The sequence below is a fragment of the Paraburkholderia sp. AV2 genome, from assembly GCF_054968425.1.
Genome location: NZ_JBANLK010000015.1, coordinates 103,390 through 126,234, shown reverse-complemented (window position 1 = coordinate 126,234; position 22,845 = coordinate 103,390). Strand labels below are relative to the sequence as shown.

Annotated in this window: 18 protein-coding genes and 1 pseudogene; 11 read left to right on the top strand and 8 right to left on the bottom strand. The window is 67.1% G+C overall.

The genetic code is table 11. The annotated features are described in order from the left end of the window. A pseudogene (gltA, locus tag V8683_RS13570) lies at positions 1 to 137 on the top strand (citrate (Si)-synthase); the annotation flags it as partial. A 165-nt stretch (positions 138 to 302) separates the two neighbouring features. Beyond that, on the top strand, positions 303 to 2,573 hold the full coding sequence (locus tag V8683_RS13565) for an amylo-alpha-1,6-glucosidase (protein ID WP_411190794.1): 2,271 nt from the start codon (positions 303 to 305) through the stop codon (positions 2,571 to 2,573). 33 nt (positions 2,574 to 2,606) lie between these two features. On the opposite strand, the gene V8683_RS13560 is transcribed toward V8683_RS13565, so the two are convergent. Next, positions 2,607 to 3,674 carry an asparaginase gene (locus V8683_RS13560; protein WP_411190795.1) on the bottom strand — a complete coding sequence of 356 codons (1,068 nt, stop codon included), beginning with the start codon at positions 3,672 to 3,674 and terminating at the stop codon, positions 2,607 to 2,609. A 54-nt stretch (positions 3,675 to 3,728) separates the two neighbouring features. Then, complete coding sequence (locus V8683_RS13555) at positions 3,729 to 4,799, bottom strand: LacI family DNA-binding transcriptional regulator (RefSeq protein WP_411190796.1); 1,071 nt, start codon at positions 4,797 to 4,799, stop codon at positions 3,729 to 3,731. A gap of 121 nt (positions 4,800 to 4,920) precedes the next feature. Here V8683_RS13555 and V8683_RS13550 point away from each other — a divergent pair, with 121 nt between their 5' ends. From V8683_RS13550 to V8683_RS13530, 5 genes are all read left to right on the top strand, one after another. Then, entirely contained in the window at positions 4,921 to 6,123 is a 1,203-nt protein-coding gene (locus V8683_RS13550; protein ID WP_411192484.1) for a phytanoyl-CoA dioxygenase family protein, read from the top strand. 65 nt (positions 6,124 to 6,188) lie between these two features. Further along, complete coding sequence (locus tag V8683_RS13545) at positions 6,189 to 7,049, top strand: MurR/RpiR family transcriptional regulator (RefSeq protein ID WP_411190797.1); 861 nt, start codon at positions 6,189 to 6,191, stop codon at positions 7,047 to 7,049. A 261-nt stretch (positions 7,050 to 7,310) separates the two neighbouring features. Then, entirely contained in the window at positions 7,311 to 8,354 is a 1,044-nt protein-coding gene (locus V8683_RS13540) for a C45 family autoproteolytic acyltransferase/hydolase (RefSeq protein ID WP_411190798.1), read from the top strand. A gap of 46 nt (positions 8,355 to 8,400) precedes the next feature. After that, positions 8,401 to 9,747, top strand: a complete 1,347-nt coding sequence (locus tag V8683_RS13535) for an aspartate aminotransferase family protein (RefSeq protein WP_411190799.1) — start codon at positions 8,401 to 8,403, stop codon at positions 9,745 to 9,747. Positions 9,748 to 9,784: 37 nt separating this feature from the next. After that, positions 9,785 to 10,360: a carboxymuconolactone decarboxylase family protein gene (locus tag V8683_RS13530; RefSeq protein ID WP_411190800.1), complete on the top strand. Its 576-nt coding sequence runs from the start codon at positions 9,785 to 9,787 to the stop codon at positions 10,358 to 10,360. Positions 10,361 to 10,368: 8 nt separating this feature from the next. Here V8683_RS13530 and V8683_RS13525 read toward each other — a convergent pair whose 3' ends face one another. Further along, positions 10,369 to 10,893: a helix-turn-helix transcriptional regulator gene (locus V8683_RS13525; protein WP_411190801.1), complete on the bottom strand. Its 525-nt coding sequence runs from the start codon at positions 10,891 to 10,893 to the stop codon at positions 10,369 to 10,371. Between the two features lie 3 nt (positions 10,894 to 10,896). Continuing rightward, a complete protein-coding gene (locus V8683_RS13520) occupies positions 10,897 to 11,187 on the bottom strand; it encodes a hypothetical protein (RefSeq protein WP_462849260.1) in 291 nt (96 codons plus the stop codon). 659 nt (positions 11,188 to 11,846) lie between these two features. Here V8683_RS13520 and V8683_RS13515 point away from each other — a divergent pair. Then, a complete protein-coding gene (locus tag V8683_RS13515) occupies positions 11,847 to 12,134 on the top strand; it encodes a YodC family protein (protein ID WP_411190803.1) in 288 nt (95 codons plus the stop codon). Between the two features lie 87 nt (positions 12,135 to 12,221). On the opposite strand, the gene V8683_RS13510 is transcribed toward V8683_RS13515, so the two are convergent. Together V8683_RS13510 and V8683_RS13505 are read right to left on the bottom strand one after the other, a co-directional pair. Continuing rightward, on the bottom strand, positions 12,222 to 12,854 hold the full coding sequence (locus tag V8683_RS13510) for a LysE family translocator (RefSeq protein WP_411190804.1): 633 nt from the start codon (positions 12,852 to 12,854) through the stop codon (positions 12,222 to 12,224). Between the two features lie 144 nt (positions 12,855 to 12,998). After that, positions 12,999 to 13,322 (bottom strand): superinfection immunity protein, encoded by a 324-nt coding sequence (locus tag V8683_RS13505; protein ID WP_411190805.1) that lies wholly within the window; start codon positions 13,320 to 13,322, stop codon positions 12,999 to 13,001. A gap of 163 nt (positions 13,323 to 13,485) precedes the next feature. Between V8683_RS13505 and V8683_RS13500 the strand changes: the two genes are divergently transcribed. Beyond that, entirely contained in the window at positions 13,486 to 14,946 is a 1,461-nt protein-coding gene (locus V8683_RS13500) for a M20 family metallopeptidase (protein WP_411190806.1), read from the top strand. Positions 14,947 to 14,985: 39 nt separating this feature from the next. On the opposite strand, the gene V8683_RS13495 is transcribed toward V8683_RS13500, so the two are convergent. Then, positions 14,986 to 15,459 carry a Cd(II)/Pb(II)-responsive transcriptional regulator gene (locus V8683_RS13495; RefSeq protein WP_411190807.1) on the bottom strand — a complete coding sequence of 158 codons (474 nt, stop codon included), beginning with the start codon at positions 15,457 to 15,459 and terminating at the stop codon, positions 14,986 to 14,988. Positions 15,460 to 15,662: 203 nt separating this feature from the next. Between V8683_RS13495 and V8683_RS13490 the strand changes: the two genes are divergently transcribed. Both V8683_RS13490 and V8683_RS13485 read left to right on the top strand, forming a co-directional pair. Further along, on the top strand, positions 15,663 to 15,965 hold the full coding sequence (locus V8683_RS13490) for a hypothetical protein (RefSeq protein WP_411190808.1): 303 nt from the start codon (positions 15,663 to 15,665) through the stop codon (positions 15,963 to 15,965). After that, complete coding sequence (locus V8683_RS13485; protein ID WP_411190809.1) at positions 15,938 to 18,022, top strand: heavy metal translocating P-type ATPase; 2,085 nt, start codon at positions 15,938 to 15,940, stop codon at positions 18,020 to 18,022. The genes V8683_RS13490 and V8683_RS13485 overlap by 28 nt, the downstream gene beginning before the upstream one ends. 36 nt (positions 18,023 to 18,058) lie before the next feature. Here V8683_RS13485 and V8683_RS13480 read toward each other — a convergent pair whose 3' ends face one another. Then, a complete protein-coding gene (locus V8683_RS13480; protein WP_411190810.1) occupies positions 18,059 to 22,633 on the bottom strand; it encodes an Lhr family helicase in 4,575 nt (1,524 codons plus the stop codon). Between the last annotated feature and the right edge of the window lie 212 nt (positions 22,634 to 22,845).

The following is a 22,845-nucleotide window of genomic DNA, read 5'->3' as shown; positions in this document are numbered from 1 at the left end:
TCGCGATGGCGCGTACGGTGGGCTGGATTGCGCAGTGGAACGAAATGATTGCCGACCCCGAGCAGAAGATCGGCCGTCCGCGTCAGCTCTTCATCGGCGACGCGTCGCGCGAAGCCAGGCCGATCGCGCAGCGCTAAGTCCCGCAGGCTGCCGGTTGCCGGTATAAGAGGCAGAGGCGCCCGCACGCATCCGCGTGCCGGCGCCTTTTTTGCGCATGTTTCTTGCGGTTCGGGCATGCGTTTCGTCGGCCGCGGCAGAAGCCTCTACAATCGAGCGGAAGCGAACCGCACAGGAGCCAGACGATGCAGGATCCAGAAGCACTCGGCGGCGTCACCCATTCGGGCGGCGTGGATCATCCCGAACACGATACGGACGGCGCGTTCATCGCGCCCGAAACCCCCGAGGTCGCCAGCGCGACCCAGCATGTGCTGAAGTCGGGCGACACCTTCATCGTCAACGATCCGCTCGGCGACCTCACCGGCATCGACGACGGTCTCTTCGTCAACGACACGCGCGTGCTCTCGTCGCTGCGCCTCACCTTCGGCGGGCGCGTGCCGTCGCTGCTCTCGGGCAGCGTGAGCAGCGACAACACCGCTTTCACCGCGCACCTCACCAACCGTCCGCTGCCGCCGCTCGGCGGCTCGACCACGCCCGAAGGCGTGATCCACGTGCAGCGCTCGCGCGTGCTCTCGGGCACGATGATGACCGAGGCCATCGAGCTCACGAACTACGGTACCGAAGATGCTGTCGTGCCGCTTTCGATCTCGTTTGCGAGCGACTTCCGCGACATGTTCGAAGTGCGCGGCCTCAAGCGCGAAGTGCGGGGCACGCTCGCCCCCGCGCGCGTGGAGGACGGCGAGGTGCGGCTCGAGTACATCGGCCGCGACAAGGTCGCGCGGCGCGTGCGCATCGAGTTCTCGCCCACGCCGGACAAGCTCTTCGCGGATCGCGCGGACTTTTCGGTGGCGCTTCCCGCCCAGGCTTGCGACTCGGTCTACCTGACCGTGGCGATCGCGGTCGAGCCGCTGGAGGGCGCCGCGCCCGACGCGCCGAGCGCGAGCATCATCCAGCCCGAGCATTGCCTTGCCGACGCGAAAGGGCAGCGCGTGGGCCGCGCGGCTGTGCGCGCGGCGCTCGTCGACTCGCACATCGTGATGCGCGAGCGCCGCCGCGCGACGGCGCGCGTGCGTTCGAGCAATCCGCTTTTCAACGCGTGGATCAACCGCTCGATCGCCGACCTCGGCCTGCTGACCACGGATCTGCCGACCGGCCCGTATCCCTATGCGGGCATTCCATGGTTCTCCACGCCGTTCGGGCGCGACGCGGTCATCACCTCGCTGCAGACGCTGTGGCTCACCCCCGCGCTCGCGCGCGGCGTGCTGCGTTTTCTCGCGGCGCACCAGGCGCGCGAGAACTCGGCGTTCCGCGACGCGGCGCCGGGCAAGATCATGCACGAGATGCGCAAGAGCGAGATGGCCGCAACGGGCGAGGTGCCGTTCGCGCTCTATTACGGCGGCGTGGACACCACGCCGCTCTTCGTCGTGCTGGCGGGCGCCTATGTGGAGCGCACCGGCGACACGGCGCTGATCGACGAACTCTGGCCCGAGCTCGAAAGCGCGGCGGCGTGGGTGTCGGGCGTATGCGACCGCAACGCGCTCGGGCTGCTCGATTACCGGCGCGAATCGGAAGGCGGCCTTGCGAACCAGGGCTGGAAGGATAGCCACGACTCGGTGTTCCACGCCGACGGACGCTTCCCCGACGGTCCCATCGCGCTCGTGGAGGTGCAAGCCTACGCGAGCGCCGCGTTCGACACGATGGCGCGTTTCGCGACTCACCGAGGGTTGACCGAGGAAGCCATCCGCTACGCAGCGCGCGCCTCGAAAATCCGGCAGTGCGTGGAGGAAAAATACTGGATGCCGGAGTCGGACTTCTACGGCATCGCCCTCGACGGCCACGGCGAACTGTGCCGCGTGCTCGCTTCGAACGCGGGGCATCTGCTTGCCTTCGGCCTGCCCGAATACGAGCGCGGCCGCAGCGTGGCGCGCACGCTCGAATCGGCGCTGTTCCATACGGGCTGGGGCGTGCGCACGCTCGCCGCCGGGCAGGCGCGCTTCAACCCGATGGCTTATCACAACGGTTCGGTCTGGCCGCACGACAACGCGCTCTGCGCGCGCGGGCTCGCGCGCTATGGCCACAAGGAGGCCGCGGTGCGTCTGCTGCAGGCGCTCTTCGAAGCGGCGGTCACCTTCGACATGCGCCTGCCCGAGCTCTTCTGCGGTTTCCCGCGCCGCCGCGGCGAGCCGCCGACGGCTTATCCGGTCGCTTGTCTGCCGCAGGCCTGGGCGGCCGGTTCGCCGTTCATGATGCTCGAAGCGTGCCTCGGCATTTCGATCGACGCGGCGCGCCACGAAGTGCGCGTCGAGGAACCGATGCTGCCCGAAGGCATCGACTGGCTCGAGATCGGCGATCTGCGCGTGGGCAAGTCGACGGTCACGCTCACGTTCCGGCGCGTGGACGGCAAGGTGGTCGCGGCAGCGGACCGCAGCGACGTGAAGGTCGTGGCATTGCTGTGAGCGGCTCGCCGGGGCGGGGGGCGAGTACCGGTTTCAGGTACTCGCACGCAGGGCGAGCTTTGCCGTAACTTGCCCGGTCTCGACGCCCTTCGTATTGGTGATCCGCGGCGTGCGAAAACGCGCGAGCGCCGCGTGCTGGGCCGCAGTGCCGATGCCTAGTTGCGCCAGCACTTCCATGACGACCGCATAGAGTGCGGTCGGGTTGCCGTCCTCCATCTTGACCGCGAACCCCAGCGCGCGCTGCCCGGCGTGCGGGGCGGTTTGCGGGCAAGCGCGCACGCCGATCGCATAGCTGCCTTCCGCGCCTAGCTTGCCGACCAGCGCACCTTCGAAGGTTTCCATCAGCGCCGTGCAGAAGCGGCCTTCGCCCGCGACCATTTCTGGGTGCGAGGTCATCGCGCGGTAGATGCGTGCGAGGGCGGCGGAGCGCGAAGCGGCTTCGGCTTCGGTGCTATGGTCCGCGGCATCGGCGAGCTTCGCGTAGAGGCGCGCCAGCCGGTCGAGCGGGAAGGCGGGTGTAGGCAGGTTGCAGCCGTCGATGGCCCATTGCACGCCGTCGTCGGGCAGGCCGCAGGCCTGTGCAACGGTCTGGCGCACGCGCGCCTGCAGCGGATGTTCCGGAAGGTGATAGTCCTCGATCGGAGCCTCGATGGCGCTTGCGCCCGCGAGCATGCCCACGTGCTTGCCGGAGCAGTTGCTGCACGCCGGTCCCGGCGTGAAGTCGCGCTTGATCCAGTTGCGGTAGACGGCGTCCGACAACGGCGTGTGCGGGCCGCAGCGCATGTCCGACTCCTGCGCCGCCACCTTCGCGAGCATCTGGCGCGTGCGCTCGACGTGCCGGTCTTCGCTGCTGTTCGAGCCGCACATGAGCGCGAGGTCGGCGTCGTCGAAGCCGAAGCGCTCGAGCGCACCCGTCTCGACGACGGCCAGCGCCTGCGCAGGCTTGGCCGCCGAGCGCACGAGCGTTACGCGGTACGGATCGCCGGAGGCATAGAGCAGCCGGCCGTCCGCATCGACCACGGCGACGTGGGCCCGGTGGGTGTTTTCGACGATGCCGCCACGATAGACGGTGACGGCGGGTTCGAGAGCAGGCGTGGCCATATGGAGTTTCCCGATAAGAGGTATGTGAAATCGGACCGATGGTACATGAGCCGCTTACTGGTCGTAGCGGTCATCGCGGCCATGGCGGGCATAGCGGCGGGCGATATGTTCCGGAATGTTTTCCGGGGTGACGACGACCACCGACGACGACGGCGACACGGCGGCGGCAGGCAGCAGCTTGTGGAAGCCCATGACGTGCTGGCAGGCCGAGCGCATGTCCTGCCGAAGGTCGTGATGGAGGATTGCCTGGATCCGGCCTTCGCGCAGCAGGCGCACGTTGTCGCGGTCGAGGTCGTGACCGACGAAGACCACCGGCGCGCGCTGCAGCGCTGCCAGCGCGCGCAGGATCGCGACGTTGCCGCCTCCCATCGAATAGACCGCGGTGATATCGGCATGGCGGGCCAGCGCGGCGCGCACGCGCGCCTCGGTCGCTTCGTCGAGACCATGTCCGCCGCTTGCGTCGACGAGCGCGAGGTGCGCGTAGCGCGTGCGTAGTGCCCGCCGGAAACTGATTTCCCGTTCCTCCTCGCCGCGGAAGCGCTCGTCGCTCAGGGTGATGAGAACACTGCCGGGCCGCGTGCCGGCCCACTGTCCCACGAGATAGGCCGCCGTCGCGCCGGCGACGCGATTGTCGAGACCCGCATAGGCGATGCGGCCCGAATGCGGAATGTCCGTGAAGATCGTCACCACCGGAATACCGCGCTGCTGCAATTCGCCGATTGCCTCGGCGATTTCGGGAACATCGCGCGCCTTCAGAAACACCCCGTGGCTGCCGCGACGGCCGATCACCCGGAGTGCCGCGACGACGTCCTCCGTGCTCATGGTCTCGTGCATCAGGAAGCGCGGCCGGAAGATGGCAGGATGCAGGCCCGGCAATTCGGCTTCCAGGGCATCCCGGATTTCGTCGGCGAATCTCGAGGGCGCCTCGACCACCACGTCGACCACGAGCTTGCGGCTAGCCGTAGCCAGTTGTAATTCCTGCTTTTCGAGTTCCCGGATGGCTTGCTCGACGCGCTTGCGGGTGTGCTCGCGCACGTGCACCCGGCCATTGAGCACACGGTCGACCGTCGCGAGGCCCACACCTGCCTGCAGCGCTATCTCCTTGACCAGAAACCGGTGAGCCACGTTCGAAGCCTCCGTCTTGATGTGTTTTTGATCGATTCATGATAGCTCACGCTTCGCTCTCGCCGTTATGCTTGTTTGACACAAAACCGGATGGGAAGGAGACGCGATGAACCAGCGTGAAATGCGCGCAGAAGCGCACCTGAAAGCGCACCCGGAAGCGCGCAGCGAGGGTTGGTACACGGAGCATGGCTGCTCGCTCGACGAATTCGCGGCGCTGCTCGAACGGCGAGATCCCACGCCGTTGCGATTTGCCAGCGCCGTCGGGCAGCAGATTCCGCTGTACGACTGCCGCGCCCTGCGCCACGTGGTGGCGGATGAACGGCAGCGTGCCGGCCTGCAGGCGGAATGGGCGCGCATTCTGCACGACGGGGCCGGCGTGCTGGTGCTCCAGCGAGCTTATGACGACGTGGGTCCGGTCGACGAAGCGACTGCCGTGTTCGAATCGATCATCCGCACCGAGCGCGCCAACGGGAACGGTGCGGGCGATCATTTCGCGAAGGCCGGCGCGAATGACCGCATCTGGAACGCTCAGGAGAAGCTCTGTCTGCAGGCGCCCGCCGTGTTTGCCCGCTACTTCGCCAATCCGATGCTCGCGGCGGTTGCCGGGGCCTGGCTCGGGCCGGCGTATCAGATGACCTCGCAGGTCAACGTCGTTCGTCCTGGGGGCGAGGCCCAGCTCGCGCACCGCGACTACCACCTCGGCTTCCTGACGGCCGGGGAGGCCGAGCGCTTCCCGGCTCACGTGCACCGGGTCTCCGCGTTCCTCACGCTTCAGGGCGCGGTTGCTCACAGCGACATGCCGGTCGAGAGCGGGCCGACCAAGCTTCTGCCGTATTCGCAGCGCTATGCCGAGGGTTATCTGGCGTGGCGACGCCCGGATTTTCGCGAGTATTTCGAAGCGCATTTCGTGCAGTTGCCGCTCGAAAAGGGCGACGCGCTGTTTTTCAATCCGGCGCTGTTTCACGCCGCCGGCGCGAACCGGACGGCTGACGTCCAGCGCATGGCCAATCTGTTGCAGATTTCGTCGGCATTCGGCCGCGCGATGGAAAGCGTCGATCGCCGGCGGATGTGCGAAGCGCTATTTCCCGTTCTGCGCGACGACCGCGCCGCCGGGCGGATGACCGATGGGGAAATCGAGGCGGTGATTGCATCTTGCGCCGAAGGCTATCCGTTTCCGGCCAATCTGGATCGCGACCCGCCCGTCGGCGGCCTCGCGCCGAGGAGCCAGCAGGCGATACTGCGCCAGGCGCTGGATGAAAAATGGCCGGATACGGCGCTTGCCGAGGCATTGCGGGAATACGACCGGCGACGCCGAACCGACTGACGGGGCTGCAACATCCCGCAACACCGGTGGTAACATTTGTTGTCGCCCACCCAACCGTTGCCCGCATGCCCGACAGTTTCGATCAGCTTGCCGCGCTGATCCGCGCGCGCTTCGCCGAACTGAGCCCGCAGTTCCAGACGGGGGCCGCGTTCCTGCTCGATCACCCCGACGAAGTGGCCGTCTCGTCGATGCGCAAGATCGCCGAGCGCGCCAACGTGCAGCCCGCTTCGCTCGTGCGCCTCTCGCAGCAGTTGGGCTTTCCCGGCTGGAACGAGTTGCGCAACCTGTTCGTCGCACGTGTGCGCACGCGGCCCGAGCCGCTCACGAGCCGCGCCCGCTCGCTCGTTGCCGGCAATGCGAAAGATGCGCTCGCGCGCGACCTGCTCGCGGCACAGCAGCACAATCTCGACGCCAGCGCCGCGCAGAACGCCCGCGCGATCGTCGAGGCTGCACGCGTGCTGCGCAAGGTCAAGCACGTTCATGTGGCGGGCTTCCGCTCGTGCTACGCGGTCGCATTCGGGCTCGTGTACGAATATCGGCTGTTTCGCCCATCCGTTTCGCTGCTGGGCGGGGAGGCGGGCACGCTCGAAATGCAACTGCTGGGCATCGAGCGCGACAGCGCGACGATCGTCGTCAGCTTCGCGCCGTACTCGGTGGAGGCTGTGCGGGTGGCCGAAGCGGCCCTGGAAAAGGGGAGCCGGCTGATCGCGATTACCGATAGTGCGGTTTCGCCCGTTGCGCTCAATGCCGAAACGGTCCTTATCTTCACGCACGAGAGCCCGTCGTTCTTCCCGTCGCTCGTGGCTGCGACGGCGTTGACCGAATCGCTCGTCGCGCATCTGCTCGCACTCGAAGGCGCGGAAGCCGTCGCGCGGCTCGAACAGGCCGAGCGCTCGCTCAATGCCCGGGGCGCTTACGTGCCTTGAAGTGCCTTGAAGCGTGCTGAACGCGCGCTTTTTCCCGCTTTCCGATCGGCAGTCCTTGTTCATTGCCACGGCGGCTTTCAGCGATGAGGCCGCCGGGACTTTTACGCTACCTAGTAAGTCATTTGTTGTTAAATATTAATTATTGACAACATATGTTGATGAGGCGTATAAATCGGCCCTAGGCAATGGCGGGCACTCTTCGGACGTTTTTTCCGACAGGAAAGGCGCCAGAACACGGGCCCGATGGAACCAGGAACATCGATGCAGGAACTGAAGTGTTACCCCTTGGGCGGCACGTCCGAGGCGATAGGGCGGCAGCTTGGCCGTCTCGCCGCCCCCATCTTCGACGCCTACATGGCGCAGAGCGCGGCGTGGCAGGCGGTAAGCCGCTGGCGCGGCAGCGTGTTCGCGCAGCAGTTGCGCGATAGCGCACAACACTATTTTCCGGCCTACGTAGCCGAACTCGATGCCATGGCCGAGGCACTCGGCTGGCCCGCGGAAGATGTGTTCCTCTGGAACTGCCGCGGCGAACTGATCCATCGGGTGCCCGACGGATGCACGACCGTCGCGGCCCCCACGCCGGCGGGAGCGCTGATCGCGCACAACGAAGATGGCGACCCTTATCTGCGCGGCCGCTGCTTCCTCGTCGACGTGCAGCCCGAGGGCAAGCCCGGCTTCGTCAGCTTCTGTTATCCGGGCTCGCTGCCCGGCCACACCTTCGCGGCTACCCGAGCCGGTCTTGCCCAGACAATCAACAATGTGCGCATTCGCGCGCCGCGCGCCGGCGTGCCGCGCATGATACTCGCGCGCGCCGTGCTCGACGCGGCGACGCTCGACGAGGCGCTTGCGCTGCTACGCGACACCCCCCGCGCGAGCGGTTTTCATCACACGATTGGCGGCGCGCAGGCGGATGGCGTGCGCGTCCACAGCGTCGAGGCGACCGCGCAACGCTGCTCGATCGCAGCGCTGGACGAGCCGTCCGGCCATGCTAACCACCTGATTCATGCGGGCTGCGAGAGCGAAGCGCAGATCGTGACCGACTCGTCGCGCGATCGTCAGATTCGCCTTGCCGAATTGCTGCCGGCGCTGGACACGCAGCCGGACGGCGACGCACTCGTCGGCGTACTGCAAGACCGGGCCGGAGACGGTCTGCCGATTTTCCGCGACGATCCGCACGATCCCGACGACGAGAACACGCTCGCGACAGCCTGCTTCACGATTGGCGCCGAGGGTGTCGGCTTCGGCGTCTGGCAGGACGGCCGGCGCGTGTTCGATCGCTTCATCGCTGCTGAGGCCCGCCGCTGACAGCGCCGTTCCGACGAATTTCATTTCACCGCATCGAGAGAACCCCATGACCCATGTCTTTCATCGGATGCCCAAGCAGACGCTGCCCGTAGCGGTTGCGGGCGACGGCATCGAAATCATCGATTCCACCGGCAAGCGCTACATCGACGCGAGTGGCGGCGCGGCAGTCTCGTGCCTCGGCCACAGCAACGCGCGCGTGATCGGTGCGATCAAACGCCAGGCGGAGCAACTGCCTTACGCGCACACGTCGTTCTTCACGACCGAAGCGTCCGAGCAACTGGCCGATCACCTCATCGCCGCCGCGCCGGCAGGGCTCGATCACGTCTATTTCGTGTCGGGCGGTTCGGAGGCCATCGAAGCCGCGCTCAAGCTCGCGCGCCAGTACTTCGTCGAGAAAGGCGAACTGGCGCGCCGCCATTTCATCGCGCGCCGCCAGAGCTACCACGGCAACACGCTCGGCGCGCTGGCGATCGGCGGCAATGCCTGGCGCCGCGAGCCGTTCCTGCCGATCCTGATCGAGTCGCATCACGTGAGCCCGTGCTACGCGTATCGCGAGCGCCGCGAAGGCGAATCCGACGAGGTCTACGCCCAGCGCCTTGCCGACGAGCTCGAACAGAAAATCCTCGAACTCGGGCCTGAGACGGTTGCCGCGTTCGTGGCGGAAACGGTTGTGGGCGCAACGGCCGGCGCGGTGCCGCCGGTGCGGGAATACTTCCGCAAGATCCGCGCGGTGTGCGACCGCTACGGCGTGCTGTTGATCCTCGACGAGATCATGTCGGGCATGGGTCGTACCGGCTACCTGTTCGCCTGCGAAGAAGACGGGGTGAGCCCGGACCTGCTGACCATCGCCAAGGGCCTTGGCGCCGGCTATCAGCCTATCGGCGCGACGCTCGTCAGCCAGCGCATTTACGACACGATTGTCGGCGGCAGCGGCTACTTCCAGCATGGCCATACCTATATCGGTCACGCCACCGCCTGCGCGGCGGCGCTCGAGGTGCAACACGTGATCGCCGACGAGAAGCTGCTCGACAATGTGCTCGCACGCGGCGAGCAACTGCGCGCGAATCTGCGCGAACGCTACGCGGCGCATCCGTATATGGGCGACGTGCGCGGACGCGGGCTTTTTGTAGGCGTCGAACTGGTGAAAGATCGCGAGACGAAAGCGACCTTCGACCCTGCGCTGAAGCTGCACGCGGCGATCAAGCGCGAAGCGTTCGCGCGAGGCCTGATGGTGTATCCGATGGGCGGCACGGTGGACGGCAAGCATGGCGACCACGTGCTGCTCGCACCGCCGTTCATCTGCACGGCGCGCGATATCGATGCCATCGCGGAGCGCCTTGCCGACGCGATCGACGGCGCGCTTGCCGCAACGGGTGTGTCGCGCGCAGCGTGAGCGCGGATTCTTGCTTTCTGACTCTCGGAGTTCATCCATGACGCAATTGCGGAACCCGCGGCTTCCCGCTTTCGACGCCTCGCAGGCGACGCCGGAACAGAAGACCGTGCTCGATGAAATCCTCTCCGGTCCACGCGGCAACCTGAACGGACCGTTTCTTGGCTGGATCTACAGCCCTGAACTGGCGCAGCACGCCCAGCGCCTGGGTGCGTTTTGCCGCTATCGCACGGGTTTGCCGCTGCGCCTTTCGGAACTGGCGATACTCGTGACGGCGGCGTGCTGGCAGGCTCAGGCCGAGTGGTATATCCACTATCCGATCGCGCTCGAGGCGGGCGTGCCCGCTGCGCTGGCGGAGCAGATTCGCACGGGCGTGACGCCGCAGTTCGACGATCCCGACGATGCGCTTATCTACGCGTTCGCGACCGAGCTGTACGATGCCAGGCGTGTATCGGACGCGACGTACGCGCGGACGATAGAGCGGTTTGGGCGCGAGGTGACGGTGAATCTCGTTGGCTTGCTGGGATACTACGCGCTCGTGGCGATGACGCTAAACGTGTTCGACATGCGCGCCGAAGGGCAGCAAGGCGAGGGTGCGCTCCCGTTTCGCGAATAGGATGCCGGTCAGGCGACCAACCCCTCGAGCTCGCGGCCGGCGAGGGGTTCTCTTTCACGCGCATCTTTTGCCAGATTGACCTGCTTTGCGGAACTGGCTATGTCGAGCAGGTCGGCGTCGATGCTGTAGCCGTCCCGGTCGTTCAGCCACGCAAGAATGTCGGACAGGTGCCACAACGAGGGGTTGCCTTCGTGCACCGGCGCGGGAAAGTCCGTGGCGTGCGCGAGCATCAGTTTGCGCATGTTCTGACGGGACATGCCGGTTGCGTCGGCGGCGTCTGTCAAACCGACGAAATCCGGCGCCGCCTCGATAAGGCGAGCGGACGGAATGGCCTGCTTCACATCCTGAAGAGCAGTACGGATAGCCGTCCAGGCGTCAGGGCTCTCGCGCGTAAACGCAAGAGCGATCCGCCCTGGTTGCCCGATACCCGGGGTGGCGTCATCGCAGCCCGCCTCGCCAAGCCGTTCGACAAGCGCTTCGTGATCGCAATCGCTTGCCGTCAACTGGTATTTGAGAGTGAAAGCGTATTCCATGAGTTACTCCGGCTCGTGAGCGCTTGCGCCACATGGGGCATGTTCTGGACGGTGAGTCGTGCAGTTGCTGACGACCCGCATCAGGTGCGCCGCGTGATTCGCGGCGCTGCGAGGCGTGCTCCATACGCTCGTAATGCAAAATTCCCCGCAACGGCAATCTGCATCGTTGTAGGGACAGTAAATCCGTCCCCACGCATGGCCATTGCCCTTCTTTGGCCGCACCATCCAGCCGTTCGACTCGGCATACTGCAGCGCAGCTTCTATCTCTTTCCTCGGATGTGGACGTCTCATCAACTGCCTCAGTGTATGCGGGGTAACGTTGGTTGTCAACTGACAACTTCATGTGGCCTTCTTGCAAGTCGGATACCGTGTCGATGCGGCTCCAGAGCGATGTCCCGGTTTGGATCGGGCTCTTTTTGGGGAGCGAGAAAATCGGGCAATGTGACAGGCATTCTTTGCTGCTCGTCCTGCGGCAAATACCATGACTAATACCGGCAGGTCTGGGTTAATGAATTGTTCAAAAAGTGCTTCACGGTACATAACGAACAGCCTGCCGGCCGCAAAGCGTTTTCAATCGCCTCATGAAAATTTCAGACGGGCGATTATTCCGGGCATTCTGCGAGCCGCCTTTCAGCGGGTAACAGACAGATTATTGCGGCATTGCAGAACGAAATGCCGCGGCGCATTGCGCCGATTATTCGCCGGATTGCTGGCGGAGATTTTGCCCGTCGCGGTTGGGGCGCCCGGTAATTCGTGCTGCCGCGACCGGGGTTGCGGCATTGCCTGATTTCCTTTCTGTCCGTTTCATCTAAAAATCACTTGCGCGGAATAATTCGTATTGTTAGTCTTTCGAGACTTATAAAAAAGCCGGGTGCCATTATTGACAGACCGGCCTGCAAGCGGGGAAACGTATAACCCAGCCGGGTATGCATAACCCATTTCCGGGGAATAACATGCTTGATACGACCATCGACGTTGCCGAAAATCAGCGCGCCGCCATGGCCGGAATTGGCGACGTCGTCACCCTCAAATCCGGCGGTCCGCGCATGACCGTCATGTATGCCGGCCCGGTGGGCTTTGCGCCTGGCCACTGGCTGATCTGCCAGTGGTTCGATGAGCATGGCGAACTGCGGCAGGACATGTTCGCCCAGGACATGGTCCAGATCGAGCCGCGCTCCATTCCCGCCGGTTCGGTCAAGCTGCACGCGCCCGCTATGCGTTCGCCATCGGGGCGCGTTTGAGTTTCGTTTGCGGTTAGCTGGAGTTAGCTGGGAATTGGCTCGACGTTCACTCCGGGTACGCAGTGGCGCCGGCCAGCCGGGCTTGCCTTAGCGCTGCCCTTCGGCCGCGATTTTTACGGCGAGTCCCGCCAGCACCGTTCCCATCAACCAGCGCTGGATTGTGAGCCAGGCGGGACGCCCTGCCAGGAAAGCCGCGATCGTGCCTGCCGTCATGGCTACGGTGGCATTCACCGTGATCGAAAGCGCGATCTGGATCAAGCCGAGCATGATCGACTGGGCAAGAACGCTGCCCTGGTGCGGGTCGATGAACTGCGGCAGCAGCGAGAGATAGAGGATCGCGATCTTCGGATTCAGCAGGTTCGTGACGAAACCCATCAGAAACAGCTTGCGCGGGCTATCCGGCGCCAGTTCACGAACCTGGAACGGCGAGCGGCCGCCCGGCTTGAGTGCCTGCCACGCGAGCCACACGAGGTAGAGTGCGCCGCCAAAGCGCAGCGCGTCGTAGGCAAAAGGCACTGTCATCAGCAGCGCGGTAATGCCGAACGCGGCGCACAGCATGTAAAACACGAACCCGAGCGCGACGCCTCCGAGCGAAATCAGGCCGGCTTTGCGCCCCTGGCAGATCGAACGGGAAAGCAGATAGATCATGTTCGGGCCGGGCGTGAGGGCCATGCCGAGCGAGACGGCGGCAAATGCGAGGATCGGGGCGGCGTGATGCATCGTGGGCTCCGGAAAGTGCAGGGAAGACGGGCCGGTTCGTGTGACCGGTGAGGACTTCGAGTCATTATTTCACGCCGCTCCGGCCAACGGGTGCCCGTGCCGCATCCGCTGGCCATCGGGACAAGCCGGACGGCGCGGCATCCCTCAGCGCGACGGGCCTTTGCGATCACCGCTGCCGCGCGCGGCGCGCGCCGCTATGCGATCGGAGAGCATGCGCGAAAATCCCCCCATGCCAAGGCGTCGCTGGCGATCCCTGGTTTCTCTCGCGAGATCTTTGGGCGGATTCGGCTGGATCGACCAGTAGAGCGCCGCCAGCCAGCCGACGACGGACCAGCCGAGCACGGCATTGAAGAGCGCGATCGTCAGCAGGTCGTGACGCCTGCGGCGGTCTGCGATCAGCGCAGGCAGGAAATAGAGCACCACCGTCGCGACGAGGACGACGATATCGAAGACGGAATGGCTCGCCATGTCGATCCTCCCTTTATGTGAAAGCCCGCGCCGGGCTGCAGCGTAAGCTTACATTGTCGCCCTAAATGGGATTGCGCGCAGCCCCTGGCCGATCGGCCAGGGGGATATCGGCGGGCGGATGAACGGGTCTATCATCGGAGCTTTCATCGCGGGGACACAAACCATGATTTCCGATTCGACCCAGGACAGCCAGCAACTCGATCACGACGCATTGCGCGCCTTCGTCGAGCGCAAATGGAACGACGAGATCGTTTCCGCGCTGACCGACTATATCGCGGTGCCCGCGAAGAGCCCGGCCTTCGATCCGGACTGGGCGAAGCACGGTTATGTCGAGCGTGTCGTGCAGGACGCGGCGTCCTGGGCGGAGCGGCAGCCGGTGCGCGGTCTGAAGCTCGAAGTTGTGCGGCTCGTGGGCCGCACGCCGGTGATCTTCTTCGAAGCGCCGGCCACGCGCTCGGGCAGCGAGGAAACCGTCGTGCTCTACGGCCACCTCGACAAGCAGCCGGAGTTCGCGGGCTGGCGCAACGATCTGGGCCCGTGGACGCCGAAGCTCGAAGACGGGCGGCTGTACGGTCGCGGTGGTGCCGACGACGGCTATGCCATCTACGCGAGCGTCACAGCGCTGGCGGCGCTGGACGCACAGGGGATCGAGCGGCCGCGCTGTGTCGGCATCATCGAAACCTGCGAGGAGTCGGGCAGCTATGACCTGCTGCACTATGTCGACGTGCTGAGCGAACGGCTCGGCAAGGTCGGGCTCGTGGTCTGCCTCGACTCGGGCGCGGGCAACTACGATCAGCTCTGGCTCACCACGTCGCTGCGCGGCCTCGTGTCGGGCGATCTCGAAGTGCAGGTGCTCGACGAGGGCGTGCACTCGGGCTCGTATGGCGGCATTGCCCCGTCCAGCTTCCGCGTGATGCGGCAACTCTTCGAGCGGCTCGAGGACGCCGCGAGCGGTACGCTCCTGCCCAAGGGGTTCCATTGCCCGATTCCGCCGCAGCGCCTGCGTGAAGCGGAAGCCACCGCGAAGATACTGGGCGACGGCGTCTGGAAAACGCTTCCGTGGGCCTGCGGCCAGGACGGCCGCCGCGTGCTGCCCACGACCACCGATTCGCAAGAGGCGCTGCTCGATTCCGCGTGGCGGCCTTCGCTTTCCGTGACGGGCGCGGCTGGCTTGCCCGCGCTGACCGACGCGGGCAACGTGCTGCGCCCGCGCACGGCGTTCAAGCTGTCGCTGCGCCTGCCGCCGCTGGTCGAGGCATCGAAGGCCGTGGCCGAACTGAAGGCGCTGCTCGAGTTCGACCCGCCGTACAACGCGAGGGTGACCTTCAGGCCCGACACGGGCGCCGCGAACGGCTGGAGTGCGCCCGAACTCGCACCGTGGCTGGCGGACGCGCTCAATGCCGCTTCGCGCGAGCATTACGGCGCGGACTGCGCCTACCTGGGCCAAGGCGGCACGATTCCGCTGATGAACGTGCTGCAGGCGGGCTTTCCGAAATCGCAGTTCATGGTCTGCGGCGTACTCGGGCCGAAATCGAACGCACATGGCCCGAACGAATTCCTGCACGTGCCCTACGCGAAAAAGCTCACGGCCACGGTAGCGGAGGTGATTGCCGCCGCGCCCTGAAGTACCCCGAAACGTCCTGGGCGCGCCGCTCGGTTGCGCTCAGTTATGGTCCGGCGGCGGCGTGCCGTCCGCGGCGTGCAAAGGCGCATCTGCGTGACAGGAGCAGGATTCTTCATCCATGGGCTGCTCCAGATTTCTCATGATTCCGCATTCGCTGGTGCTGCTGTTGTGCGCGTGGCAGGTTTCGCGCAGCGTACGCAATTGTTGCTCCAGCGTCCGCATCGACGCGATCTGCTGGTGGATCCGCTCGATCTGGCAGTCGATGAGCTGGTTCACTTCGTCGCACGGCTGGCTCGGGTCTACCTGGAAGCGTCGCAGCATGCGGATATCGGCAAGCCCGATACCGAGCGAGCGGCAATGGCGGATGAAATTGAGCTGCGCGACATGTCCGCCCGCGTAGCTGCGGTAGCCGTTGGTTTCGCGCGCGGGTTCGTCCAGCAATCCCTCACGTTCGTAGAAGCGCACCGTTTCGACATCGCAATGAGCGAGGCGCGCCAGTTCTCCGATCCTCATGCTCGTGGTTCCCAAAAATGGCTTGACCCTGTAGCCGCTACAGGCTGTCCAATGATTGTGTCATTTTTGGGAGAAATCGGCCATGGTCACGGCTTTCAGGTTGCGGCACGCCGCGGGGCAACGCTATTGCGCGCGCATCGAAGGGCTGGCGGGAGATCCGTCCGGCGGGGCATCGGCGCTGGATGAGGGGCACGAGCATCGTCATGGTTGTGATCATGACCCTGCGCACGAGCACGACCATGCCCGTGATCAAGGGCACGACCACGGCCCTGGCTGCGGCGACGAACATGACCACGACCATGGCGGGCACAGCCGCGGAGACGACCACGGGCATGACCACGGTGCCCGCCATACGCACGACCACGCCAACACCTCAGCCCGCGCCTGCTGCCACGGCCACGATCACGCCGCAGCACCCAGCGAGCTGCCGCCGCCTGCCCCCGATGGCACACAGCGCGCGCGCTATCGCATCGACAACATGGACTGCCCGACCGAGGAGCGGCTGATCCGCAACCGCCTCGAACCGATGCCGGGCGTCGTGCGCCTCGATTTCAACCTGCTCGCGCGCGAGCTGACGGTGCACCACCGCCTCGACGATGCGCAGCCGTTGATCAAGGCACTGCGTGCCCTCGATATGGCACCGCGCGTGCTCGACGAGGCCGCGCCGACCGCAGGCCAGGTCGAGACGCTGCGTTTTGCGGGCCGCCAGAAGCTGCTGCTGGCAATCAGCGGCGTCGCGGCCGCGTCCGCCGAGGTGCTCGCGTGGAGCACCGGCCAGCCGACGCTGCGCAAGGGCTGGATCGCGCTGAAGAACGTCACGGTCAATATCTACTTCCTGATGTCGTTGGCGGTGATCGGCGCGGTCGTGATCGGCAAGTGGCCGGAGGCGGCGATGGTCGTGTTCCTGTTCGCGCTCGCCGAGGAGATCGAAGCGCTGTCGCTCGAACGCGCGCGCAACGCCATCCGCTCGCTGACGGCGCTCGCCCCCGACACCGCCGAGGTCTGGCAGGCGGAAGACGCCAGCCAACCTGCCGATGCCGCCGCGCGCGGCCTCGGCCGGTGGCTCACGCGCGCGGTCGGCGAGGTGGCGATCGGCAACCGGATTCGTGTGCGGACCGGCGAGCGCGTGCCGCTCGACGCTCGCGTGGTGGACGGCCCTGCGGCCCTGGACCAGGCGCCCATCACGGGCGAAAGCCTTCCCGTCGACAAGGCCGCGGGCGATACGCTCTACGCGGGCAGCATCGTCGTCGACGGTGTGGTCGAAGCCGTCGTCACGGCGACGGCGCGCGAGAGCACGCTCGCCCGCATTGCAGCCGCGGTGCAGGACGCCCAGGCGCAACGCGCGCCGACCCAGCGCTTCGTCGATCAGTTCGCGCGCTTCTATACGCCCGCCGTGGTCGCGCTCGCAGTGCTGATCGCGGTGGCCGGCCCGCTCGCCATCGGCGGCGCCTGGACTGGCTGGCTCTACAAGGCGCTCGTGCTGCTCGTGATCGCGTGCCCGTGCGCGCTCGTGGTCTCGACCCCGGTGACGGTCGTGAGCGGCCTCGCGGCCGCCGCGCGCTTCGGCATGCTCGTGAAGGGCGGCGTCTGGCTCGAACGCGGGCGGCTGCTGAAAGTCGTCGCGCTCGACAAGACGGGCACGCTCACGCGGGGCGAGCCGGTACTGACCGATGTGCTCGCCATCGCCGGGTTGCCTGTCGAAGCGGCGCTGCGCATTGCCGCGAGTCTCGACGAATCGAGCACCCATCCTGTGGCGCGCGCACTCGTGTCCGGCTGGCGCGAGCGGCAGCCCGTCGATACGCTCGAACGCATCGACGACTTCGCCGTGCTGGGCGGCCGCGGCGTGAAGGGGCGCGTCGACGGCCCGTTCTGGCATCTCGGCAACCATCGGCTCGTGGAAGAACTGGGGCTGTGCTCGCCCGAGCTCGAAGCGACACTCGCCACGCTCGAGGGCGCGGGCAAGACGGCCATCGTGCTGTGCTCGCCGAAGGAGGCGGTGGCCGTGTTCGCTGTCGCGGACGCCGCGCGGCCCGAGAGCGCGGCGGCGGTGCGTGCGCTGAAAGCGCTGGGCGTGCGGCCCGTGATGCTGACGGGCGACAACCCGGCGACCGCGCGGGCGATTGCGGGGCAACTCGGCATCGACGAGGCCCGCGGCAATCTGCTGCCGCAGGACAAGCAGGATGCGGTCGCGGAACTGTCCGCGCAGTCCGGCATGACAGGGATGGTCGGCGACGGCGTGAACGACGCTCCGGCGCTCGCGCGCGCCGACATCGGTTTCGCGATGGGCGCGGCGGGCACGGCGACGGCGCTCGAAACCGCCGACGTCGCGATCATGGACGACGATCCGCGCAAGATCGCGGCGTTCATCGGCCTGAGCCGCAAGACCGCGGCGGTGCTCACGCAGAACATCGCGCTCGCACTCGGCATCAAGGCGGTGTTTCTCTCCCTGGCGCTGGCGGGCGAGGCGACGCTCTGGATGGCCGTATTCGCGGACATGGGCGCGAGCCTGCTCGTGGTGGCGAACGGTTTGCGCGTGCGGCGCCATTTCGGGGCGCCTCGCTGATGGGCGGTCGCCGGAGCCGTGCCTGCGCTCGTTGCACTAGCACGACGGCCGCATCAACCGCGCCTGCAGAGCCGCGCGCACCGTTTCGTCGAAGGCGCCCAGCAGGCTGAAGCGTCCCGCCACGAGCGTCGCCGCAGGCACGCCGTCGCGAAACACGATGCGATTTCCCGCGAGCGCCGGCACCTTCTCCCCGGGCAGCAGCGTGCCGGCCAGATTGAGCGGGTCGGTGGCCGCGAGGCAGACCAGGGTGCCGTCGCCGGGGCCGCGCCGGCGCACCTCGCGCAACAGCGCGACGGCCTCGGGCAGCGCGAATTGTTCGCCCGAAAGGCCGGTGACGAAGCGCCCGCCGCGCACGTGCCCGCGCGCTTCCATGCGGTGCAGCACGCGCAGCAGGTCCCGCCATGGCGGCATCCACTCCGCCTCGCGTATCAGCAGTTGCCAGCACACCACGCCGTAGCGGCGCAGCAGCACGTTGGCCACGTGTTCGAGCAGATCGGGATCGGCGCGCGGCTGGGTGCGTGTATCCGGAATCGCCGCAACGTCTTGTTGACCCAAAGATTGGTCTACGGCGGCCGCATCGGCGACAGACAACTCGATGCGTCTCACCACCGCCCAGCGCCCCGCGTCGGCCATGCCCCCCACAAGCGGCGCGAAGCCGCGCGTGCGCCGCCGCCCCGCGTGCGCACTTCGCTTTGCCGCGGGCTTTACCAGCGCGCGCAGGCCCGCGAAGCTGTCGGCGTTCACGAGCCCCGCCGCGACCAGCTCGCCCAGCGCGGTTTCCAGCTCTACGCCCAGCAGATGCGTATCGGCAGCCAGTTCGTCGAAGAACATCGCGCCGTGCCGCAGCAGGGCGTCGTAGACGCGCCGCGCTCTGGCCGGCAGGCCGGCTGCGTCGGGTGTTGCCGCGAGCGCGGTCCAGCGCGCGAGTTCGCGCCGCGGCAGAAGTACGACCGGCGTGCTGCGCACCGCCGACCCCGCCGTCGCGCGCGACGGCAGGCGGCCCCACGCCAGGCGCCCGGAGCGGCACAGCTCGTCGAGCAGCATGGGGGTGAAATCGTCGATGCGCGCAGGCAGGATCTCGTCCTCCCAGGCGAGCGCCGAAGCCTCCCAGCCCTCGAACTGTGCGAGCACGGCGGCGAGCGCGTCGCGCCCCGAGCCGCGGGTGGGGGCGGCAACGTGCTGCCACTCGAACAGGAAGCGCATGAAGTCGTGGCGCTCGACCGGTTCGATCTCGCGGCGCAGCTTGCGCACGGTGTAGCGATGGATGCGTGCGAGCAGATGGCGCTCGCACCATTCCTCCTCGCGCGCGCCAGGCGTGAAGCGGCCGCGCATCACCGAACCTTGGGCTTCGAGCGCCGTCAGGGCCCGCGCGACGGCGCTTGCCTCCAGCGCGAGGGGCCGCGCCACCTGAGCGAGGGTGAGCGGACCCAAGCCCGACAGCCGGGCAAGAACCACTTCGACGAGGGCGGCTTCCTCGGTCCAGCTTTCGTCGTAGCCGGGTGGCGCCTGCAGCGGCGGTTCGGCGCGCGCCTGCGGATAGACCGCGCGCACGCAGTTCAGCCGTTCGGCCGCAATCCAGAGCGTGTCGTGTTCCGCGACAGGCAAACGCGTCGCGCGGCCCGAGCGTGCCAGTTCGCGCAGCCAGTCTGACCAGCCCGGCTCGCGTTGCACTTCGCTTTCGGTAAGGCAGGCAAGCGTCGTGAGCGCGTCGTGCATCTCTTCCGCGTCGCGCGCTTGCGGCCACGCTTCCTCGCGCACGCCCGCGATGGCTTCGGCATCGAGCGCGCCCAGGTCGTCGGCCGTTTCGGGGTCGCTCCAGCGACGGCTCAGCACGGCCTGGGTGCGGCGCTCCTCGATCGGCGCGTCGTCGAGGAACGCGTAGGGGCGCGCCGTGAGGATCTCGGCGGCGAGCGGCGACGGCCCGTTCAGGTCGCGGGTCACGAGCCGCACCTTGCCTGCTTCGATACGCCGGAGCAGGGCGAGCCATGCTTCGGTATCCATAGCATCGTGCAGGCAGTCGTCGAGCGTCTGGTCCACGAGCGGATGGCGCGGAATTTCGCGCTCGCCCACGAGGTTTTCCACGCAAGCCACCTGATCGGGAAAGACCGCGGCGAGCAAATCCTCGCTGCGCATGCGCTGGATCTGCGGCGGCGTCTTGCGGCCGCCTGTCTGGCGCGGCAGCGCGAGGGCCGTGGTGGCGTTCCAGCGCCAGCGCACGCCGAAGAGCGGAGCGTCGAGCAGCGCCTGCACGAGCAGGTGCCCGGCGGTATTCGAGTGCAGGTAGCGCCATACCTCGTCCAGCGCGAAGCTGTGCGCGCCGGTGAGCGAGAGGATGATGGCGTCCTCGGTCGCGGCGGCCTGCAGTTCGAAGTTGAACTGCCGGCAGAAGCGCTTGCGCAGCGCGAGACCCCACGCGCGGTTGATGCGGCTGCCGTAGGGCGTATGGATCACGAGCTGCGTGCCGCCCGATTCGTCGAAGAAGCGTTCCATCACGAGCGTGTCGTGGGTCGGCAGCGCGGTGAGGGCGGTCCAGGCGCGCGCGAGGTATTCGGCGATCTGGCGGGCGGCGGCGTCGGGCAGGCCGATCGTCGCGGCGAGCCAGTCGCAGACGCGCTCCACGCCGGACGAGGCTGGCTCGGCGGTCCGGGATGGCGGGCATTGCGGCTGAATGTCGGTCTCGTCTGAAATGCAACTAACAGCCAGTTCCGCCTCGCGCACGGCTTCCGGCGAGGGCGAGGCGGGCCGGTCAATTTTGTCTATAGCGCCAAGGGGTGTTTCCGCTCCCGCTAACAACCTTTCCGCCTGAGACCGGAGGCGTCCTACGGCGACAGAAAGCTCGTCGCTGCGTCCCGGCGCCTCGCCGAGCCAGAACGGAATGTTCGGCGGCTGCCCTTGTGCGTCTTCCACGCGCACGCGTCCCGCTTCGATGCGCAAAATGCGATACGACGCATTGCCGAGCTGGAAGACATCGCCCGCGAGGCTCTCCACCGCAAAGTCCTCGTTGACCGTGCCGATCTGCAGGCCTTGGGGTTCGAGCAGCACGCTGTAGTCGGCGTTATCGGGAATCGTGCCGCCCGACGTCAGCGCGACGAGCCGCGCGCCGCGGCGCGCGCGCAGCACGTGGTGCACGGCGTCGCGATGAAGGTACGCCGCCCGCGGTCCGTGCCGGCTCGTATAGCCCTCGGCGAGCATGCGCAGCACGGCGTCGAACGGCTCGCGTTCCAGCCGGGCCCAGGGCAGCGCCCGCCGCACGAGTGCATAGAGGGCGTCTTCGTCCCACGCTTCGCAGGCCACTTCGGCGACGATCTGCTGCGCGAGCACGTCGAGCGGCGCGTGCGGCACGCTCAGCCGGTCGAGTTCGCCGCGTCGCACGCAGTCCAGCAGCGCGGCGCACTCCACGAGGTCGTCTCGCGAGGTTGGAAAGAGCCGACCTTTCGGCATGCCGCCAACCTGGTGCCCCGAGCGCCCCACACGCTGCAGGAAGCCTGCGATCGAGCGCGGCGAGCCGATCTGGCAGACCAGATCCACGTCGCCGATATCGATGCCCAGTTCGAGCGACGCCGTCGCCACGAGCACGCGCAACGCGCCGCGTTTCAGACGCTGCTCGGCATCGAAGCGGTGCTCGCGCGCGAGGCTGCCGTGGTGCGCCGCGACGGCTTCGGCGCCGAGCCGGTCGCTGAGGTGGCGCGCGACGCGTTCGGCCATGCGCCGCGTGTTCACGAATACGAGCGTCGTGCGGTGCTGCGCCACGAGTTCGGCCATGCGGTCGTAGACGCGCTCCCAAACGTCGTTGGCCATCACTGCTTCCAGCGGCACGGGCGGCACCTCGATCGCCAGATCGCGCTCGCGCGTATGGCCGACGTCGACGATTTCGCAGGCCGGTGGCGTCTGCGGCTCGGGGCCCATGCCGACGAGAAAGCGCGCGACGGCATCGACAGGCTTTTGCGTCGCCGAAAGCCCGATGCGCAGGAGCCGCCGTCCGCACAGCGCGTCGAGCCGCTCGAGGCTCAGCGCGAGATGGCAGCCGCGCTTGTTGCCCGCGAGCGCGTGAATTTCGTCGACGATCACGCTGCGCGCCGTCGCGAGCATGCGGCGACCCGACTCCGAACCCAGCAGTACGTAGAGGGATTCGGGCGTGGTCACGAGGATGTGAGGGGCGCGCTTGCGCAGGGCGGCGCGCTCGGGCTGCGGCGTGTCGCCGGTGCGGACCGCGGTGCGGATTTCGACGGGCGGCAGATCGAGGCGCGCGAGTTCTTCGGCGATGCCTTCGAGCGGTCGTTCGAGGTTCAGGCGAATGTCGTTCGAGAGCGCCTTGAGGGGGGAGACGTAGACCACGAGCGTCGCATCTGGCAGGGCGCCGCCGTTTGCGAGTCCTTCGCGCACGAGTTCATCGAGCGCGGCGAGGAACGCCGTGAGCGTCTTGCCGGAACCGGTCGGCGCGGCGACGAGCGTCGCGCGGCCCCCGGCAATGAGCGGCCAGGCGGCGCACTGGGCGGCCGTGGGCGCGGCGAAGCTGCGCCTGAACCAGTTCGCGACGGCCGGATGGAAGCGTGCGAGCGGATCGTCCGCAGCCGCTTCGAGACTCAGGGTGGCAGGGGAAGGCAATGTCATGCTGACACAGGTAAGGGCGCACACGCGTTTGTCCAGCGTGCGCATGCGCCAGTCTCGCAGTTTTTGCGCGGGGCTGCATGGGGCGCAAGCGGCACGCGTTTCGCTGCGCTGTCGAAGGGGCTCGCTCCGGCCTGGCCGGTTTTCTGCACGCGCGCGCCGCGAGCAGTATTCTCGCCGGGGTCGGCTTTTCTCCCTGTTCTCAAAACGGAGGC

Coding starts and splice junctions, on each gene's coding strand:
- V8683_RS13485 (WP_411190809.1), top strand. CDS start 15,938: ATGGACTGCCCGACCGAGGAGCGGCTGATCCGCAACCGCCTCGAACCG.
- V8683_RS13495 (WP_411190807.1), bottom strand. CDS start 15,459: ATGAGGATCGGAGAACTGGCGCGCCTCGCTCATTGCGATGTCGAAACG.
- V8683_RS13550 (WP_411192484.1), top strand. CDS start 4,921: ATGCGCGCAGAAGCGCACCTGAAAGCGCACCCGGAAGCGCGCAGCGAG.
- V8683_RS13545 (WP_411190797.1), top strand. CDS start 6,189: ATGCCCGACAGTTTCGATCAGCTTGCCGCGCTGATCCGCGCGCGCTTC.
- V8683_RS13525 (WP_411190801.1), bottom strand. CDS start 10,893: ATGGAATACGCTTTCACTCTCAAATACCAGTTGACGGCAAGCGATTGC.
- V8683_RS13510 (WP_411190804.1), bottom strand. CDS start 12,854: ATGCATCACGCCGCCCCGATCCTCGCATTTGCCGCCGTCTCGCTCGGC.
- V8683_RS13500 (WP_411190806.1), top strand. CDS start 13,486: ATGATTTCCGATTCGACCCAGGACAGCCAGCAACTCGATCACGACGCA.
- V8683_RS13505 (WP_411190805.1), bottom strand. CDS start 13,322: ATGGCGAGCCATTCCGTCTTCGATATCGTCGTCCTCGTCGCGACGGTG.
- V8683_RS13530 (WP_411190800.1), top strand. CDS start 9,785: ATGACGCAATTGCGGAACCCGCGGCTTCCCGCTTTCGACGCCTCGCAG.
- V8683_RS13515 (WP_411190803.1), top strand. CDS start 11,847: ATGCTTGATACGACCATCGACGTTGCCGAAAATCAGCGCGCCGCCATG.
- V8683_RS13565 (WP_411190794.1), top strand. CDS start 303: ATGCAGGATCCAGAAGCACTCGGCGGCGTCACCCATTCGGGCGGCGTG.
- V8683_RS13560 (WP_411190795.1), bottom strand. CDS start 3,674: ATGGCCACGCCTGCTCTCGAACCCGCCGTCACCGTCTATCGTGGCGGC.
- V8683_RS13535 (WP_411190799.1), top strand. CDS start 8,401: ATGACCCATGTCTTTCATCGGATGCCCAAGCAGACGCTGCCCGTAGCG.
- V8683_RS13540 (WP_411190798.1), top strand. CDS start 7,311: ATGCAGGAACTGAAGTGTTACCCCTTGGGCGGCACGTCCGAGGCGATA.
- V8683_RS13480 (WP_411190810.1), bottom strand. CDS start 22,633: ATGACATTGCCTTCCCCTGCCACCCTGAGTCTCGAAGCGGCTGCGGAC.
- V8683_RS13490 (WP_411190808.1), top strand. CDS start 15,663: ATGGTTGTGATCATGACCCTGCGCACGAGCACGACCATGCCCGTGATC.